Annotated in this window: 18 protein-coding genes; 7 read left to right on the top strand and 11 right to left on the bottom strand. The window is 65.1% G+C overall.

Translation table 11 applies throughout. The features are described from left to right. Window positions 1-134: 134 nt before the first annotated feature. Complete coding sequence (locus tag RJQ10_RS18755; protein ID WP_350148980.1) at window positions 135-1,316, top strand: acetyl-CoA C-acyltransferase; 1,182 nt, start codon at window positions 135-137, stop codon at window positions 1,314-1,316. Between the two features lie 41 nt (window positions 1,317-1,357). After that, window positions 1,358-2,470, top strand: a complete 1,113-nt coding sequence (gene ribB / locus RJQ10_RS18760) for a 3,4-dihydroxy-2-butanone-4-phosphate synthase (RefSeq protein ID WP_350148981.1) — start codon at window positions 1,358-1,360, stop codon at window positions 2,468-2,470. A 39-nt stretch (window positions 2,471-2,509) separates the two neighbouring features. Here the strand turns inward: ribB and RJQ10_RS18765 are convergent, their stop codons facing one another. The 8 genes from RJQ10_RS18765 to RJQ10_RS18800 all read right to left on the bottom strand — a co-directional run bounded on the left by RJQ10_RS18765 (window position 2,510) and on the right by RJQ10_RS18800 (window position 9,729). Then, on the bottom strand, window positions 2,510-3,268 hold the full coding sequence (locus tag RJQ10_RS18765; protein ID WP_350148983.1) for an enoyl-CoA hydratase-related protein: 759 nt from the start codon (window positions 3,266-3,268) through the stop codon (window positions 2,510-2,512). 10 nt (window positions 3,269-3,278) lie between these two features. Further along, window positions 3,279-3,953: a nitroreductase gene (locus RJQ10_RS18770; protein ID WP_350148984.1), complete on the bottom strand. Its 675-nt coding sequence runs from the start codon at window positions 3,951-3,953 to the stop codon at window positions 3,279-3,281. A 91-nt stretch (window positions 3,954-4,044) separates the two neighbouring features. Further along, a complete protein-coding gene (locus tag RJQ10_RS18775) occupies window positions 4,045-4,863 on the bottom strand; it encodes a crotonase/enoyl-CoA hydratase family protein (RefSeq protein ID WP_350148986.1) in 819 nt (272 codons plus the stop codon). A 15-nt stretch (window positions 4,864-4,878) separates the two neighbouring features. Next, entirely contained in the window at window positions 4,879-6,507 is a 1,629-nt protein-coding gene (locus RJQ10_RS18780) for an acyl-CoA synthetase (protein ID WP_350148987.1), read from the bottom strand. 32 nt (window positions 6,508-6,539) lie between these two features. Then, on the bottom strand, window positions 6,540-7,700 hold the full coding sequence (locus RJQ10_RS18785; protein WP_350148988.1) for a thiolase family protein: 1,161 nt from the start codon (window positions 7,698-7,700) through the stop codon (window positions 6,540-6,542). Continuing rightward, window positions 7,700-8,758, bottom strand: coding sequence for a thiolase family protein (locus RJQ10_RS18790; protein WP_350148990.1), 1,059 nt, complete (start codon window positions 8,756-8,758; stop codon window positions 7,700-7,702). Before RJQ10_RS18790 ends, RJQ10_RS18785 begins: the two co-directional genes overlap by 1 nt. Window positions 8,759-8,761: 3 nt before the next feature. Further along, entirely contained in the window at window positions 8,762-9,277 is a 516-nt protein-coding gene (locus RJQ10_RS18795; RefSeq protein ID WP_350148991.1) for a Zn-ribbon domain-containing OB-fold protein, read from the bottom strand. Continuing rightward, entirely contained in the window at window positions 9,274-9,729 is a 456-nt protein-coding gene (locus tag RJQ10_RS18800) for a Zn-ribbon domain-containing OB-fold protein (protein ID WP_350148993.1), read from the bottom strand. The genes RJQ10_RS18795 and RJQ10_RS18800 overlap by 4 nt, the downstream gene beginning before the upstream one ends. A gap of 230 nt (window positions 9,730-9,959) precedes the next feature. Between RJQ10_RS18800 and RJQ10_RS18805 the strand changes: the two genes are divergently transcribed. Further along, window positions 9,960-10,865 carry a VOC family protein gene (locus RJQ10_RS18805; RefSeq protein ID WP_350148994.1) on the top strand — a complete coding sequence of 302 codons (906 nt, stop codon included), beginning with the start codon at window positions 9,960-9,962 and terminating at the stop codon, window positions 10,863-10,865. Window positions 10,866-10,882: 17 nt separating this feature from the next. Here the strand turns inward: RJQ10_RS18805 and RJQ10_RS18810 are convergent, their stop codons facing one another. The 3 genes from RJQ10_RS18810 to RJQ10_RS18820 are packed head-to-tail and all read right to left on the bottom strand — an operon-like array spanning window position 10,883 to window position 13,868. Beyond that, window positions 10,883-11,632 (bottom strand): transporter substrate-binding domain-containing protein, encoded by a 750-nt coding sequence (locus RJQ10_RS18810; RefSeq protein WP_350148995.1) that lies wholly within the window; start codon window positions 11,630-11,632, stop codon window positions 10,883-10,885. Window positions 11,633-11,666: 34 nt separating this feature from the next. After that, window positions 11,667-13,007, bottom strand: a complete 1,341-nt coding sequence (locus RJQ10_RS18815) for an MFS transporter (RefSeq protein WP_350148996.1) — start codon at window positions 13,005-13,007, stop codon at window positions 11,667-11,669. Window positions 13,008-13,010: 3 nt separating this feature from the next. Then, window positions 13,011-13,868: a PA4780 family RIO1-like protein kinase gene (locus RJQ10_RS18820; protein ID WP_350148997.1), complete on the bottom strand. Its 858-nt coding sequence runs from the start codon at window positions 13,866-13,868 to the stop codon at window positions 13,011-13,013. Window positions 13,869-14,019: 151 nt separating this feature from the next. Here RJQ10_RS18820 and RJQ10_RS18825 point away from each other — a divergent pair, with 151 nt between their 5' ends. The 4 genes from RJQ10_RS18825 to RJQ10_RS18840 are packed head-to-tail and all read left to right on the top strand — an operon-like array spanning window position 14,020 to window position 16,131. Continuing rightward, window positions 14,020-14,499, top strand: a complete 480-nt coding sequence (locus RJQ10_RS18825) for a Na+/H+ antiporter subunit E (protein ID WP_350148999.1) — start codon at window positions 14,020-14,022, stop codon at window positions 14,497-14,499. Next, window positions 14,499-14,810 carry an MrpF/PhaF family protein gene (locus tag RJQ10_RS18830; protein WP_350149000.1) on the top strand — a complete coding sequence of 104 codons (312 nt, stop codon included), beginning with the start codon at window positions 14,499-14,501 and terminating at the stop codon, window positions 14,808-14,810. The genes RJQ10_RS18825 and RJQ10_RS18830 overlap by 1 nt, the downstream gene beginning before the upstream one ends. After that, window positions 14,807-15,157, top strand: coding sequence for a monovalent cation/H(+) antiporter subunit G (mnhG, locus tag RJQ10_RS18835; protein ID WP_350149001.1), 351 nt, complete (start codon window positions 14,807-14,809; stop codon window positions 15,155-15,157). Before RJQ10_RS18830 ends, mnhG begins: the two co-directional genes overlap by 4 nt. Continuing rightward, window positions 15,154-16,131 carry a DUF4040 domain-containing protein gene (locus RJQ10_RS18840; RefSeq protein WP_350149002.1) on the top strand — a complete coding sequence of 326 codons (978 nt, stop codon included), beginning with the start codon at window positions 15,154-15,156 and terminating at the stop codon, window positions 16,129-16,131. Before mnhG ends, RJQ10_RS18840 begins: the two co-directional genes overlap by 4 nt. Window position 16,132 lies beyond the last annotated feature (1 nt).

Below are 16,132 nucleotides of genomic sequence, written 5' to 3' on the forward strand. Positions count from 1 at the left end.
CCGCCAATCGCCGCCTGGCTCCGGCCGCCGGCTTGAGTCACGCGGCCGACTATGGCCTAATGTGCCCCCATTTAGGGAAGCACAGCCGCGCAGGCTGCGCCCTGTCGCACTAACCAGCAGCCGGAAAGTACGCTATGAGCAATGATTCTGTCGTTATCGTCAACGGTGCCCGCACCCCCATGGGTGGCCTCCAGGGCAGCCTCTCCACAGTCACCGCAACGCAGCTCGGCAGCACGGCGATCGCCGCGGCCCTTGAGCGCAGTGGCGTTGCGGCTGCCGATGTGCAGGAAATCTTCATGGGTTGCGTGTTGCCCGCCGGCCTCAAGCAGGGCCCGGCCCGGCAAGCGGCACGCGGCGCCGGTATTCCCGATGCGGCAGGTGCAGTCACCCTGAACAAGCTTTGCGGCAGCGGCATGCAGGCGACTATTTTTGGCTATGACAGTATCGTCGCCGGCACCAACGACGTGGTGGTAACGGGAGGCATGGAGAGCATGAGCAATGCCCCCCACCTGCTGCCCGGCGCCCGTGGCGGCGTGCGCACCGGCCACGCCAAGCTGCTGGACCACATGTTCGTAGACGGCCTGGAAGATGCCGACAGCGGTCGTGCCATGGGCAGCTTTGCCCAGGAAACCGCGAATTCCCGTGGCCTGACCCGGGAACAGATGGACGCCTTCGCCGTGGAGTCCCTGGCCCGCGCCAAGCGCGCCATCGAGAACGGCTCCCTGCAGGCGGAGACCGCTGCGGTAACGGTCACCACCCGCGCCGGGGAAACCGTGGTCAGCGACGATGAACAACCGCACAAGGCAGCCGTCGAGAAAATCCCCAAGCTGCGCCCGGCCTTTGCCGCCGACGGGACCATCACCGCGGCCAACAGCAGCTCAATCTCCGACGGCGCCAGCGCCCTCGTGCTGATGAGCGGCAGTGCCGCGCAACAGCGCGGTCTCAAGCCCATGGCACGCATCGTCGCCCACGCCCGCCACAGCCAGCACCCTTCGGAATTCACCATTGCGCCGATCGGCGCAATCAACAAGCTGTTCGCCAAGACTGGCTGGACGGCTGCCGATGTCGACCTGTTCGAGATCAACGAAGCCTTCGCCATGGTCACCATGCTGGCGATGCAGGACCTGGGTCTGGACCATGCCAAAGTCAATGTCAACGGCGGCGCCTGCGCCCAGGGCCATCCCATTGGCTCCACCGGCTCGCGGATCATCGTCAGCCTGATGTATGCCCTGCAGAAACAGGGCAAGCAGCGCGGCGTGGCTGCCCTCTGCATTGGCGGCGGCGAAGCCACCGCGGTTGCGATCGAGCTGATCTGATACTCAAGGCGGGCTCGCGCCCGCTACCTCCGAGGCGCCCCATGGCACTGAGCAGCATTCCCGACATACTCGACGATATTCGCGCCGGGAAGATGGTCATCCTGATGGATGACGAAGACCGCGAGAACGAGGGTGACCTCATTGTTGCCGCCGAGTCGGTTACCCCCGAGATCATCACTTTCTTCTCCAGCGAAGCCTGTGGCCTGATCTGCATGCCGATCACCGAAGAGCGGGCGCGGCAACTGCAGCTGCCGCTGATGGTACGGGACAACCGGTCCCAGCATGAGACCAACTTTACCGTGTCCATCGATGCCGCCGAGCGCATGGGACCGGGCATCAGCTCGGTCCAGCGTGCGCACACCGTGCGCAAGGCCGTGGCCGCGGAAGCGAGGCCCGCGGACATCATCCAGCCGGGGCATATATTCCCCCTGGTTGCCAAGCCCGGCGGTGTCCTGCGCCGGGCTGGCCACACCGAAGCGGGTGTGGATCTGGCGCGGATGGCCGGTTTTGAACCCGCAGCCCTGATCGTGGAGATCATGAACGAAGATGGCACCATGGCGCGGCGGCCGCAGCTGGAAGAGTTTGCCGAACGTCACGGCCTGCGCATGGGGACCATCGCCGACCTCATCGAGTATCGCTCGCTGCATGAACAGTCCATCGAGCTCAGTGACACCCGGGCGGTGGGCACGGAGTTCGGCGAATTCCAGCTGCATACCTTCAGCGACCTGATCGACGACACCCTGCACTATGCCCTGAGCATGGGCGACCTGCAGGAGGACACCGCCACTCTCGTTCGCGTGCAGACGGTCAACATGCTGCGCGATGTGATCGGCACCGTGATCAAGGACCAGGCCCCGGGCTGGACCTGCCGTCGCGCCCTGGAGCGTATCGCCGCTGATGGCCGCGGCGCCCTGGTGCTGATCGGGCAATCCGTCTCCGCCGAACAGGCGCTGGCAGACGTGGTGCAGTTCCCGGACCCGCCAACCATCACCGGCAGCAGCACCGGCGGTGTCGGCAACTATCGGGTGATCGGTACCGGAGCGCAGATCCTCAAACGCCTCGGCGTCGGCCAGATGCGCCTGATGTCGGCGCCGGTACGCTTCAACGCCCTGTCCGGTTTCAACCTGGTTGTGACCGAGTTCGTCCAGCCCTGAACCCGGCGCTGGTGCACCACCTGCAGGACGGGGCGGGGATCAGCTGAAACGCGGTGCGCGCTTTTCGAACAGCGCGGTCAGGGCTTCGATGTTATCCGCCGAGCCGGCCTGGCGCGCCATTGCTGCCTGTTCGGCCACGAAGGCAGTGTTGATTCCTTGCTCGTGATGCATTCGCAGGCAGCGCTTGATCTCTCGCAGTGAGCTTACCGGCCACTGGGCCACGGCCTCGGCGCGTGCCATGGCGTGCTCGAGCAACGCTGCATCCGGCAGCACTTCCGCCACGATGCCCAGTTCGCGGGCTCTGGCCGCATCAATCCAGTCAGCGGTATAGAAAAGTTCTGCAGCACGCTGGGCACCGATATTGGCCTGCAGCATGTAGCTGCTGGCCCACTCCGGCACCAGTCCCAGGGCAGCAAACGGCAAGCGCAGGCGCAGACTCTCGCCGGCGTAGACCATGTCCGCGTGAAACAGCACGGTGGCGCCGCCGCCAACGGCAACACCCCTCGCTGCAGCAAGCAGCGGCTTGTCAAAGGCAGCAACCGCCCGGGCCGCGCTCTCGAAGGGATGCGGTTCGTCGCCCGGCGCCGCGCCAAAGCTCGCCAGGTCGACGCCGGCACTGAAACTGTCGCCAGCGCCGGTCAACAGTACACAGGCGACCTGGGGATCCTCCGCCGCCGCGGTGAACGCCTCACGGATGGCAATCCACAGGGCGTCGTTGATCGCATTCTTTTTGCCGGGCCGGTTCAGCGTCAGCATCCGCACGCGGCCAAGCTGTTCCTGCAAAAGTACGGATTCCATCGCGCTGTCCTCAGCTGTGGAAGATGACAAAGTCATCCAGCGACGCACGCTCGGTGACGCACTTGTTGGCAGCCGCGCCGGGGTCCGGGTGGCCGAAAGATATGCCGAACATCAGCTTGTGGGAGGGATCCACCTGCAGTGCGGCGCGCAGCTGGTCCGCCTGAAAACCCAGCGCGGTCTGCGGGCAGGAGCCGAGGCCTCGGGCCGTCAGGGCCAGCATCAGGGTCTGCGCAAACATGCCCAGGTCGCAGGCTTCCCGCAGGCCAAATGGTTCGGGCAGGAAGAGGAAAGCGACGTGGGGTGCGTCAAAGAAGGTGAAGTTGCGCATGAACGCTTCCTGCCGCCGGGCCTTGTCTTCCCGCGGGATGCCCATGGCAGCGTAGAGCGCCTGCGCCGAAGCGTACTGGCGGCTCTTGTAGACGCCCTCGTAAGTGCCATCGTAGGGAAAATCCATGCTGATTCGCCCCGCCAGGAACTCGCCCGGCAGGGTCTCGCGCAGCTGTTCCAGCTTGCTTCCGGAGACCACGTGCACCACCCAGGGCTGGGTATTGCAGTTGCTAGGCGCGCGGGCCGCGTCCTCGAAAATGGCCTGCAGTTCCGCAGCGGGAAGCGGGTCGGGGAGAAAGGCGCGCAGGGAGCGGCGCTCGCGTACTACGGTGCTGAAGGCGGTGGCGTGGTCAGGCATCGAACGGGTTCCATAGTCGGGTCAGCCACCATTATGAGCAGCAAGGCCCTGGTAGGCCAGCGCAGAGGTGGCAGACGGAAGTCGCGGGAAGCTATTCGCCGCGGAACTGCGCCGGCCGCTTGTCCCGGAAAGCGCGCATGCCCTCTTTCGCGTCAGCCGAGGCAAACACCGGCCCCGCCAGGCTATCCGAAGCCAGCATGGCCTCATCCTCGGCCATGCATTCCTGGTGTTCGCGCAGGGAACGGGTCACCGCAGCCACGGCGAGTGGCGCGTTGGCACAAATCCTTGCGGCGTACTCCCGCGCCACCGCGAGGGCCTGTCCGGGGGGCACCAGACGATTGACCAGCCCCCAGTCCAGCGCCTGCTGCGCACTCACATGTTCACCGCAGAGCAACATCTCCGCCGCCAGGCAGTAGGGAATCTGCCGCCGCAGGCGCACGGTGGAGCCGCCCATGGGATAGAGGCCGCGGGCGACCTCGGTGACACCAAAAATGGCGTTGTCGGCCGCAATGCGAATATCGGTGCCCTGCAGAATCTCGGTTCCCCCGGCCAGGGCGTAGCCCTCCACCGCCAGGATCAGTGGCTTGTTGGGCCGATTGTCGCGCAGCAGCGCCTGCCAGTGCAGATTGGGCACTTCACCCATCAAGGCCATGAATTCCTCACTGGCGCCGTGGTCGCCATCGGCGCCGGCCTTGAGGTCCATGCCCGCACAGAAGGTGTTGCCGTTGGCAGTGAGAATGGCGCAACGCAGGTCACTGTCATCCTCCAGCCGACGCCAGGCCCGGTACAGGCCCAGCAGCATGGCGGGATTGAAGGCGTTCTTTGCCTCCGGGCGGTTCAGGGTCACCAGCAGGACGCCGTCCTCCTGTTGCACCAAACAACTGGGAGTGCTGATATCGAGTTCTTGCACGGGGTATGCTCCTTGCTAGTCCACCCGGTAGCGACCGGACAGGGCGATTTCCAGGGCCTTGGGATAGGCGGGTTTGCCACTGGGTGCGCGCGGCACCTCGGTCACGACATGCAGCTCACGCGGCACCTTGTAGCCGGCGATGTGCTTGCGGGCCTCCTCCTGCAATTCCTTCAGGTCGACTGCCTGCGCGCCGCGGGTTGCGACGACCGCGGTGACCTTGCTGCCCAGACGCTCATCCGGCGTCGCGACCACCAGGCAGTCGAAAACAGCCGCGTGGTTTTTCAGGGCCTGCTCCACTTCCTCCGGAAATATTTTCTCGCCACCGCTGTTGATGCAGTTGGAGCCGCGACCGTAGACCGTGATGGTGCCATCCTCCTCCAGCCGCGCCTCATCGCCCGTCAGCAGCCAGGTCCTGCCGTCCACTGGCACGAAGGTCTTCGCGGTTTTCTCCGGGTCGTTGTAGTAGCCGATGGGGATGTGGCCGCTGCGGGCAAATATCCCCCTGGCCCCCGGCTCTACGTGGAAATGGCTGCCGTCTTCCGCTTCCCCGAGTACCGACATGAACGGGTCCCGGACGACATTGCCCAAGCCCTGGCCGGCCTTGCCGCCGCTGTCGGCGCCCATGGCACCGGACTCGGAGGAGCCGAAGCTGTTGCGGATCATGATGTTCGGCAGGTAGCGCCGGAACGCCTCCTGCTTGCTGGTGGAAAACACCGCGCCGCCGGACCCGACGGCGAATACCGAGCTCAGGTCCCAGCGTCCCGGGTTGGCCTCCAGCGCATCCAGCAGCGGCACCGCCATGGCATCACCGACGATAGTGATGGAATTGACTTTTTCCCGCTCGACGATATCCCACACCTCCTCGCCCACCAGGTGGTGCGCCGGGTTGAGCACCAGCAGGTTGCCGGACAGCAGCTGGATGCAGGCATACCACCAGCAGGCCCCGTGCATCAGCGGCGCCAGGGCAATGCCGACAATCGCAAAATCACCGACGCGCTCGGCGATCTGTTCCGGTTCCGTGATGACACCGTCCGGGTGAAAGTAGCCGCCGCCGCCCATGGCGGCATGAAATACGCTCTTGTGGGGCCACATTACTCCCTTGGGCATGCCGGTTGTGCCCCCGGTGTAGAGTATGAAAAGGTCCTCATCCGCGCGCTCGGGGAAGTCCCGCGCCCTGCTGCGCCCCGCCAGCGCGTCCTCATAGCCCGTGCTGTGGATGGCGGCAGCGTCTGCACCACTGTCATCGTCCACATAGACCAGTGTTTTCAGCGCCGGGGACGCGCCGTGCACCGCCGCGATATGGGGCGCGAACTCCCGGTGGTGGATACAGGCCACCAGGTTCGCGTTGTTGAAGATATAGGACAGCTCCTCTTCAACGTAGCGGTAATTGATATTGATCGGCACGGCGCGCAGCTTGAAGCAGGCCAGCATGCCTTCGAGGTACTCATTGCAGTTATAGAGGTAGAGGCCGATATGGTCCCCGGCACCCACCCCGTGCTCGCGCAGGAAATGCGCCAGGGCGTTGGCGCGCTGATCCAGTTCGGCGTAGGTGGCGCGCTGGGCACCACAGACCAGCGCCGTGCGCTCCGGCACCTTGTCCGCCACCAGCTCGAACATGTCAGCGATATTGAAATGTCTTGCCACTCACCTGTCTCCTCGAATGTTGTCGGGGCGGGTCAGCCCTTGTCGGCGCCGACAATCCACATGGCAAAGAACTGGGCGCCGCCGCCATAGGCGTGGCCCATTGCGAGGCGCGCCCCCTCAACCTGGTGCGCACCGGCATCGCCGCGCACCTGCCGGGCCGCCTCCGCAAACCGGATCATGCCGGAAGCGCCGATCGGGTTGGAAGACAAAACGCCGCCAGAACAGTTCCAGGGAATATCACCGCCGGCATCCAGCGAGGTTGCGCCCTCCACGGTGAGCTTCCAGCCCTCGCCCTCGGCAGCGAAGCCGAGATTTTCCAGCCACATGGGCTCGTACCAGCTGAATGGCACGTAGATTTCCGCACAGTCCAGGTCCTTGCGCGGGTTGGTAATACCGGCCTGGGCATAGACGTCCGCCGCACAGTCGCGACCCGCCTGTGGATTCACTTCCTCCCGACCCGCGTACATGGTGGGCTCGGAGCGCATCGCCACGCCGCGAATCCACGCCGGCGGCTTGCTGCCGGTGATGCTGTCTTCCGCGGCAATGACCATCGCGCAGGCTCCGTCGGAGGACGGGCAGGCCTCGAGAAAGCGCAGCGGATCCCACAGCATCATCGAATCGCGGACCTCCTGCTCGGTGATATCGGGTAACTGCAGGTGCGCCAGTGGATTGCGGGCGCCGTGGCGGCGATCTTTCACCGCGACCTTGATACCGACATCATCCGGCGCCCCGGAGCGGCGGATATACTCGCGGATAATGGGCGCGAAATAGCCGCCGGCGCCGGCGTTGAGGTGCACCGAAAACGGTTGCGGGGTGGACAGTGCCCACATGGCGTTGGACTCGGACTGCTTTTCGAAGGTAACGGTCAATACCCGCTTGAACGTGCCGCTCTGCACATGCGAGGCGGCCACGATCGCGGTGGAACCGCCGACGGAACCGGCGGTATGCACCCGCAGCATGGGCTTGCCCATGGCGCCCAGCGCATCGACCAGATAGCTCTCGGGCATGATCACGCCCTCGAACATGTCCGGGGCCTTGCCGATGATAACCGCGTCAATGTCGGCGAAGCTGACATCCGCATCCTCGAGCGCGCGATCCACCGCTTCCCGCAGCAAGCCCGCAATCGAGACATCGTTGCGACGGGTTTTATACCGGGTCTGGCCTATGCCGACCACTGCAGCCCTTTCAGCCATTACGCGCCCTCCAGGACAGCAACCAGGTTGTGTTGTAAACAGGGGCCACTGGTGGCGTGCGCCACGCCGCGCCCGGCCTTGCCATCGACAATGCGGCGGAACACTTCGCCTACCCGGGACAGGCCGGAGGCCATCATCAGGTTGCCCGCGAGCACCCCGCCGCCGGGGTTGACCAGGGTACTGTCGTCCAGCCCCAGGGCCCGCGTCAGCAGGATCTCCTGGTGACTGAACGGCGCATAGATCTCGGCCACATCCACCGGCCCCCGGTGAACACCTGCCGCGGCCGCTGCCTGGCGGGTGGACACCGAATCCGTCAGGTCGCGCAGGCAGGGGTTGTGATTCTCGATACGCTGGTCAATACCGGTGATGCGCGCGTAGGGCGCACCCCAGGCCCGTGCCTGTTCCACCGTGGCGATGACCATGGCCGCCGCGCCATCGGATACCGGGCAGCAGTCGGCGCGCCGCAGCGGCGCCACGAAATGCTCTTCCGCCAACAGATCCTCGATGCTGAACTCCCCCGCCAGCTGGGCCAGGGGATTGCCCATGGCGTTGCGCCGGGAGCGCGCCACCACCGCAGCCATGTCGCTCTCGCTCACCAGGCCCTGGTCCAGCAGCAGCCGCGCCTGCAGCGCCGCCAGGGACACCGTATCCAGCCACAGCGGCGCCAGGTAATAGGGATCCAGGCGCTGGGACAGGACAATGGGCAGCTCTCCCGGGGAGGACTTGCCAAAGCCGTAGATCAGGGCGGAGTCGGCGTGACCCATGCGTATCTTGAGGATCGCCTCGTACAGCGCCCAGGCCGCGTCCATCTCGACATGGGACTCCTTGATTGGCGGTACCGCGCCCAGCGCGTCCACCCCCGCGACAAAGGCGAAGGCGGCGCCCTGCAGGTAGTCGCAGCTGCCGGAGCAGACAAAATCGACATCCTGGGCACTGGCCAGCCCCAATTGGCTGTAAACGGCCTGCAGCTGGGGCATGATCAATTCAACTTCATTGGTCGCACCCGCATCGGCGACACAGGGCGACTGACTGTAGGCGACTACGGCAATCTCACGCATGACTCAGCCCTCCAGCCCGGTGACCGGCAGCTTGCCGATCCTTGCCACAGGGACATCCGGCTCGTCGAGCGGCCGGAAGTAACGAATATTGTCCATCGCGTGGCCCCACTCCTCCGCCGGCTTCCACAGCGCCTGTACCCGCTGGCCAATGTGCACCTCCTCGTTGACGCACTCACTGAGCAGGTGGATAAATGAGATATTGGCACCGTCCGGGACGATATTGGCCACCACGTAGGGCGGCTGGATGGGATTGCCGGGGATCGGAATCGAGACGATCGTAAAGGACTGGATCGTGCCCTTGTCCGAGAGCACCACTTCGTCCTCGGTGGGCACGCCGCAGGCGGGGCACGACCCCCGCGGAGGGATATAGACATTGCTGCAGCGGGGACAGCGCTGGCCGGTCAGCACGCCCTCCTTGAGACGGCACAGGAAACGAGCCGGCGCGCTGCCGGCAGTAAACCGGTACTTGAGATAAACGGGGGCCTTGATGCCGGTGACATCGGCCAGCGGCTCGCTCATGGCGCGGCTCCTTCCAGCAGGGTGAAACAGCGAATATCGGTGATGAAACCCTCGCGCTCTGCGGCCCAGCTGATGCCCAACCGGGCGCCGCTGCGGATGGCCTCCGCGGAAGGGGCCTCAAGGTAATGGATCATGGCCACGTCAGCACCGTCCAGCTGCACCATGGCCCAGGCAAAGGGCTGCTGCAGATGGTGGGCCTCCCGGGGCTCGCTGACCCAGCACCAGCTGAGCAGTCGTCCCTCCTGGCCCACTTCCACGAACTCCCCGAGCGCCGCGCCGGTCAACGGGTCGTATTCCGCCGGGGGCACCAGCACCCGGCCGTCGCTGCCGCGAACGCCGTATACCCTGCCCTCGCGCAGGCCGGTGAGGAATTTGCCCACCACCGGACCGGTGGAGCGGGTGTAGGTAAAGCCCAGTTCGAAGTGCTGACTCAGTATTTCTGCAGCCGCCATGTGCCGACGCTCCCTGCCTGTAGGTAGCACGGAGTATTCATCAGCGCCGGTTCCGGCTCAATGACCCAATGCAGCAACTGCCAGTGACATTTCTGATCACCCGCAGGCAAGTGAGCGCGGGTTTCCCTGTTTATACCAACGCCAGCCCTTCTGGGGCCCGACCCTGTGCCTGTCGGGGAAAGCCGCTTAAGATGACTCCGTTCGCACACCTATCCCAAGGAGAGACCCGCATGAGCATCGCCAGCATCGGCTACCTGAGAATTGCCGCCACGGACACAGCCGCATGGATGACCTTTGGCACCGAAATCCTGGGCCTGATGGACGCGCGGCGGGAAGACGCGGCGGGTGCCCGTTTCCTGCGCATGGACGACCATCCCTTCCGCTTCATGCTGGAACCCGGTGACGCCGACGGACTGCTGGCGGCCGGGCTCGAGTGTCGCGATCGCAGCGCCTGGCTGGAACTGTGCGAGCGCCTGCGCAACGCTGGCCACAGTCTGGAAGAAGGCGATACCGAAGCGGCCGCGCGCCGCTGTGTGACCGCCTTCGTCACTCTGCAGGACCCCAGCGGCAACACCCTCGAGCTGTACTACGGTCGCCGCCTGGACTACGCGCCTCTGGTTTCCCCGACGGGCATCAAGCGCTTCATCACCGGCGATGAATATACCGGCGACCTGGGCTTCGGCCACGCGGTATTGCCGACGCCGGACATGGAGGCCGCAGCCACGTTCTATACCGGGCTGCTCGGTCTGGGGGTCAGCGACGAACTGTATCCGCCGATGCCCCCGGAAGCGCCTGAAACCAAGGTCCTGTTCATGCACGCCGACAACCCGCGGCAGCACTCACTGGCTCTGTACAACCACCCCTACCCGGGCGGCGTTGTGCACATGATGGTAGAGGTGAGCAGCCTGGACGAAGTCGGCCGCGCCCTGGACCGGGCCAAGGCCGCCGGACACACTATCCTCGCCAGCCTGGGCCGCCATGTGAACGACAATATGTGTTCTTTCTACGTGCTGGCGCCCGGTGGTATTGCGGTGGAGTATGGTTACGACGGCCTGCTGGTGGACTGGGACAACTACACGCCCACGGTCAGCACCGAGGGCGACCACTGGGGCCACGAATACAACTTTCCCGGCTGATTACCCCGCCCCCGGGCTCAGGGGGCCTCGGTTCGCACCGGAATCCAGCGGTCAATAATGTAATCCAGGGTGCCGTTGCCGCGCATCATGGCCAGCGCGCGCTCAAGTTCCGCCGCCAGCGCCGGATTGTCCCGGCGCACGGCCCAGGCCAACGGGTCCTCGGTCAGCAGGTGGTTCTGGCTAATCAGGTCGGCGTAGTCGTCAGAGGTTGCCAGGGACCAGCTGGTCGCAGCGTCGTGGACAAACAGGTCGATCTGGCGCGCCCGCAGCGCGGCGATGGCGCCGGCAACGCCGGAAAACTGCTGTAGCGCCGCATCGGTCAATTCGCGCCGGGCAAATACCTCGCCGCTGCTGCCGCTGACCACACCAACCCTGACACCCTCCCGGAAAACCGCCCAGGGCTGGCCGAAACGGCCGGCGCGATCAAGGAGGATGATCGCCATCTGCCCCGCCTGCAGGTAGGGCTCCAGAAACTGCACCCGCGCAGCGCGCTCCTCATTGATGGTCAGGCCGGACATGATCACATCGATACGGCCCTGCTCCAGGGCCGGCAGCAACTCGGCAGTCGGCATGGCGATCAGCTCCACGCGCCGAGCAATAATCTCACCCACCGCGCGGGCGTTGTCCGCTTCCAGGCCCACAATCCGTTCGCCGTCGCGAAACACCAGGGGCGGCTGCTCCGGGGCAAGGCCCACACGCAGGGTCTGCGCCTGGGCGCTTGCAGCAGCAATAACCAGCAGAAAGCTCAATACCAGTAGTCGAATCATCAAGGTCTCTCGTCGAGGACAGGGTTTGCAGGGATCAATCGGACACGGAAGGCAGGGACAGACTGCGCCACACCGCGAGCACACCGACCAGTGCCAGGAAGACCAGTACCGAGGCTGTTCCGTAGGCGGCATCGATAAGCCCCAGGCCCGCGCCGGAAAACAGGAACAGGCCGATCACGGTGTTGCTCACCGCCGTGTACTGGGCCCGGTTGGCACCGGTGGCCATGTCCACCAGGTAAGTCTTGCGGCCGACTCGAGCGCCCTGGTGGGCGACCGCGGCGACGAACAGCAACAACGCCGCGACCGGCACCACGCCCAGCGCCCCCGGCAACCACCAGTGCAGGCCGAGAGCCGCGGTCATTACTGCCACCGAAATAGCGGCGGCTGCCGCCATCACCCGGTGGGCGCCGGTGTCGGACCAGCGCCCCCAGAGCGGGGCCGACAACAGGCCCGCTGCACCCTCGGCCAGCAGCAGCGCCGCGAAACTGAGCAACTGGCCCTCCGCCGCACGCTGTACCAGCACGACGATATAGGGAATTGCAAACGCGGAGCTGATCAGGAGCATGCGGGCGATAACGAAGTCGCGGAACTGGCGGTCAGTTCGCAACAGGGAGAGGCTGCGCAAAGCCTCGCTGATGGCATTGCCGCCCCCCTCTACCGCACCGGGGACTTCGGGCACGCCGGCGTACACTGCGGCCGCCACCAGCCACAGCAGCGCCGCCACTGCCAGAATCGCCGCAAACAGACGGGCATCCCCTTCCAGTCCCTGTCCCGCCAGACCGGGCACCAGCAACAGCAGCACCGCCACCGCCAGGGTAACGGCCCCGGCAGCCGATGCTGAGAGGCCATTCAGGCGCCCGCGCCGCGACTTGGATACGGTCTTGCCCAGCACGTCCTTGGCGGCGACGGAACAGACGCCGCGCGCCAGGCTGAACAGCGCCAGCAGGATCACCACCACCAGGCCCAGGGCAAAATCGCGCAGCAGCAGCACCGCGGGCACCATGAGTGCCAGTGCCAGGCCCTGGGCCACGCTACCCCAGGCCCAGAACATCTTGCGCACGGCGTGTTCACGCACATACTGGGCCACGAACAGCTGCGGCATCAGGGACAGAGACTCGCGCAGGGGCACCAGCAGCGAAATGAAGATAGCCGGCGAACCGAGTGCCGACAGCATCCACGCCAGTACCAGGCGGCTGCTGGTCAGGGCATCACCAATCTTGGTCAGGCTCTGGGCGGCGAGCTGCAGCACGAATGCCCGGGGCTGCTCGTGGCAGGCCGATTCCGGAATATCCCGGCAGACACGGGCGTCCTCGTCCTCGACCAGGAAGGAGTAGACCTGGTCCGGCAGATCGCGTTCGCGCTTGACAGGGTTCACAGCTCAATCGTCCTCGTCAGCTTCCCGGAGCCGCTGCAGACGCTCCTGCTCCTCCTGCAGGGCAGCGCGAATCTCCAGCATTACCGCATCCAGGTCTGCCGGGGTATCGTCCTCCGCGGCAAACCCGGTCAGGGTGTGCTCCGGGGTCAGTTCGCCCTCCTCGAACAGGGACCAGATTTCCTCTCCGTAGCGGCTGGTCGCCAGTTCCGGGGCGAACAAGGCGTAGTAGTCCGTCACCCTGCGCACATCGCGCAACAGCATGCTGCGGGCATTGTTGTTGGCAGCGGCGTCCACCGCCTGGGGCAGGTCGATGATAACCGGGCCGTCGGGGTCAACCAGGATATTGAACTCTGAAAGGTCACCGTGAATGAGGCCCGCGCATAGCATGCGCACCACGTAGCGCAGCAACTGGGCGTGGTCCTCCAGCGCCTGCTCGGCGGACATGGTGACATCCGCCAGGCGCGGCGCGACATCGCCCTCCTCGTCGGTAATCAGCTCCATCAGCAGCACGCCGTCGAAACAGCCCAGGGGCTCGGGCACGCGCACGTCTGCGCGCGCAAGCCGGTACAGGGCATCGACCTCGGCATTCTGCCAGGTCTCCTCCTGCTGCTTGCGACCATAGCTCGAGCCTTTCTCCATGGCTCGCGCCCGGCGGCTGTTGCGTACCTTGCGACCTTCAGTGTAGGTGGCAGCCTTCTTGAAACTGCGCTTGTAAGCCTCTTTATAGATTTTGGCGCAGCGGGTGCGGCCGCCACAGCGAACCACAAAAATATCGGCCTCCTTGCCGCTCATGAGGGGGTACAGCACCTCATCGATCAGGCCGTCCTCAACCAGGGGCTGCAGGCGAGGCGGTACTTTCATAGACAGGATTCCGGCGACGAATGTGCGCGGCAGTCTAGCACGAAAATGGGTGCCGTCCTCGCTGCGGGGCGCCCGGGATAATCATGACAGGTGGCATATTCTCGCACCGTTAAGGTATGATTCCGGCTTCGTCGGCAAGAGCTACCGTCCTATGCGCCTGTTGCGACTCATGCTCGCAGTCATTGCCCTGTTCCTGGTGTGGTTACTCTGGGGAGGGCTGTACAAGACACCCGTATTGCAGCTGGGCATCGCCTCCTGTGTCCTGGTGATATGGCTGACGCACCGCATGGCGATTCCCGACCAGGAGAGCCATGGCTGGGCGCTGTCTTACCGGGTGCCTCTGTACTGGCTCTGGCTGGCGGGCCAGATGGTGGTTTCCAACCTCCAGGTTTTGCGCATGGTTCTGGGGCCGCTGTCCGCGCTGTCACCGACCATTGTCGAGGTCGAAGCAAAGGCCTCCAGCAAGTTTGCCCTGACCCTGCTGGGCAATTCGATCACCCTCACCCCGGGGACCCTGACCATCAATATCGACGACAACACCCTGACTGCCCACTGCCTGACCGCCGCCACAGCCAGGGAACTCAGCGAGGGCGCAATGGCACGGCGCGTCGCTGCGGTGGACCCGGACTGATGCTGCTCGTTGCTGCAATCGCCATCCTGGTAACAATGGCGCTGGCGTTGACCCGTGCGCTGATGGGGCCGACCGTATACGACCGCGTGCTTGCCGTGAACATGTTCGGCACCAAGACCGTGCTGCTGATTGCCATCATGGCTTTCGCCATGGGGCGCACCGACTTCCTCGACCTGGCCCTGGCGTATGCCCTGATCAATTTCATCGGCGTGCTTGCGGTGCTCTGGTTCGTCCAGGAAAGCCAGCTGCGAGAGCAGCGCCGGGCGGAAGCCGCCGCCGAACGGTCGGCAACCGGGAGTGGCGACGAATGATTGAACTCCAGGAACTGGTGGCGGGTCTGCTGGTGGTCACAGGCAGCCTGTTCGTACTCGCCGGCGGTATCGGCGCGCTGCGGATGCCGGACTTCTATACCCGCATTCACGGCGCCAGCCTGACCGATTCGCTGGGACCGGTGCTGGTCCTGGGCGGCCTGATGGTGCATGCCGGATTATCCCTGGTGACCGTAAAACTGGCGGCGGTCCTGCTGTTCCTGATGGTGACCTCGCCCACCGCCAGCTACGCCCTGGCCAACGCCGCGCTGCTGGCCGGTCTGCGTCCCGAGGGCATGGGGGACAGTGATCCCGCCGGCGCCGCGCCAGAACAGGAGAGCGCATCGTGACCACGTTGCTCATCGGTATTTTCCTGCTGTCCCTGCTGGTCATCACGGCGATCGCCATCGTCCGCGCCACCGACCTGTTTTCCGCGGTGATGCTGTCCGGCATTTTCAGCCTGCTGATGGCCCTGAACTTTTTCCTGCTGGATGCCGCTGACGTCGCGCTGACGGAAGCCGCGGTCGGCGCCGGCGTCGCCACCGTGCTGTTGCTCGCGGGCTTGCGCCTGACGCCGTCCACCGAAGCCAAGGGGCGTTCACTCCGCGCGCTGTCCATCGGCATCATCGCCGCCGTCGCCCTGCTGATGATTTATGCCAGCTTTGGCCAACCCTCTCTCGGCGACCCCCTGGCACCCGCCCAGCAGCACGTTGCCCCCTGGTACATCGAGAAAACGCCGGAGCTGGTGGATATTCCCAATATCGTCACCGCAGTCCTGTCAAGTTTCCGGGGCTACGACACGCTGGGCGAGGTGTTTGTGGTGCTTACCGCCGGCATCGGCGTCATGTTTCTGCTCGGCGGCGGCCGCGGCAAACCTTTCGCGCGGCTCGACAGCAAAGTGGAGGAAGGCCTGAGCAGGCACCTGATTCCCAAGGTCATGGCGCGCCTGCTGGTACCCTTTATCCTGCTCTTCGCGCTGTTTGTCCAATTTCACGGCGAGTACAGCCCGGGCGGCGGATTCCAGGCCGGCGCCATTTTTGTCGCCGGCATCATCCTGTTCTCGCTGGTTCGCGGGGAGCGGCTGGCGCTGGCGGTGATCCCACCCCGGGTGTTGCTGTGGATGAGCGCGGGAGGCGCCCTGCTGTATGGCTCCGTCGGCCTCGCGGGCATTGCCATGGGCGGCAACTTCCTCGAGTACTCAGTGCTCGCAGACGACCCGGTGCTCGGCCAGCACATCGGCATCATAATCATTGAACTGGGGGTCGGTCTCACGGTAACCGGCGTCCTGCTCTCCATCTTCCACGCCTTTGCTGCCAGAGACTGAT

This window comes from Haliea sp. (genome assembly GCF_040222615.1).
Taxonomy (GTDB): Bacteria; Pseudomonadota; Gammaproteobacteria; order Pseudomonadales; family Halieaceae; genus Haliea.